This window comes from Variovorax rhizosphaerae (assembly GCF_037889975.1).
In the GTDB taxonomy this organism is placed as follows: Bacteria; Pseudomonadota; Gammaproteobacteria; order Burkholderiales; family Burkholderiaceae_C; genus Variovorax; species Variovorax rhizosphaerae.
In genome coordinates this window covers 1-1,263 of the sequence record NZ_JBBKZT010000107.1, presented here as the reverse complement: position 1 = coordinate 1,263, position 1,263 = coordinate 1, and the positions used below count along the sequence as shown (strand labels likewise).

Sequence of the window (1,263 nt, the reverse complement as noted above, 5' to 3'; positions counted from 1 at the left end):
TACATGTTCGTCACCGGCCCCGAAGTCGTGAAGACCGTGACGCACGAGGACGTGACCGCCGAGGAACTGGGCGGCGCCTCCACCCACACCACCAAGAGCGGCGTCGCCGACATGGCCTTCGAGAACGACGTCGAGGCGCTGATGATGCTGCGCCGCCTGTACAACTACCTGCCGCTCAACAACCGCGAGAAGCCCCCCGTGCGCCCGAGCGGCGACCCGGCCGACCGCGCCGACCTGTCGCTCGACACCCTCGTCCCCGACAACCCGAACAAGCCCTACGACATGAAGGAGCTGATCGTGAAGGTGGTCGACGACGGCGACTTCTTCGAGTTGCAGCCCGACTACGCGAAGAACATCGTCATCGGCTTCGCGCGCATGGAAGGCCAGAGCGTCGGCATCGTCGCCAACCAGCCGCTGGTGCTGGCAGGCTGCCTGGACATCAAGTCCTCCATCAAGGCTGCGCGCTTTGTGCGCTTCTGCGATGCCTTCAACATCCCGGTCATCACCTTCGTGGACGTCCCGGGCTTCATGCCCGGCACCAGCCAGGAATACGGCGGCATCATCAAGCACGGCGCCAAGCTGCTGTACGCGTATGCCGAATGCACGGTGCCCAAGATCACCGTCATCACCCGCAAGGCCTACGGCGGTGCTTACGACGTGATGGCCTCCAAGCACCTGCGCGGCGACGTGAACCTCGCCTGGCCGCGTGCGGAGATCGCGGTGATGGGCGCCAAGGGCGCAGTGGAAATCATCTTCCGCGAAGACAAGAACGACCCCGAGAAGCTCGCCGCCCGTGAAGCCGAATACAAGGCCCGCTTCGCCAACCCGTATGTGGCCGGCACGCGCGGCTACATCGACGACGTCATCCTGCCCAGCGAAACCCGCAAGCGCATCTGCCGCTCGCTGGTCATGCTGCGCGAGAAGAAGCTCGAGAACCCGTGGCGCAAACACGGGAACATCCCCCTCTGATGAACGGGAAGAAGAACATGTTCAAGAAGATCCTGATTGCCAATCGCGGTGAAAGCGGCCGCAAGGCCGCTTCGGCAAAGCCAAAGTGCATGGTGCGCGCAGCGCGCACAGCAAAGTGCATGGCGCGCGCAGCGCGCGCAGGCGATTTCCACGCGGAGACCCACAATGTTTAAGAAGATCCTGATCGCCAACCGCGGGGAAATCGCCTGCCGCGTCATCAAGACCGCGAAGAAGATGGGCATCCTCACGGTCGCCGTCTACTCCGACGCCGACAAGGAAGCCCGCCACGTCGAA

Annotated in this window: 3 protein-coding genes; all 3 read left to right on the top strand. The window is 63.7% G+C overall.

The annotated features are described in order from the left end of the window. A partial coding sequence (locus WKW82_RS40525; RefSeq protein ID WP_340348848.1) for an acyl-CoA carboxylase subunit beta occupies positions 1-969 on the top strand: 969 nt, incomplete at its 5' end. A 17-nt stretch (positions 970-986) separates the two neighbouring features. Then, on the top strand, positions 987-1,142 hold the full coding sequence (locus WKW82_RS40520; protein WP_340348494.1) for a hypothetical protein: 156 nt from the start codon (positions 987-989) through the stop codon (positions 1,140-1,142). After that, on the top strand, positions 1,135-1,263 hold a 129-nt coding region (locus tag WKW82_RS40515), incomplete at its 3' end, for a biotin carboxylase N-terminal domain-containing protein (RefSeq protein ID WP_340348849.1). The genes WKW82_RS40520 and WKW82_RS40515, both read left to right, overlap by 8 nt.

Coding starts and splice junctions, on each gene's coding strand:
- WKW82_RS40520 (WP_340348494.1), top strand. CDS start 987: ATGTTCAAGAAGATCCTGATTGCCAATCGCGGTGAAAGCGGCCGCAAG.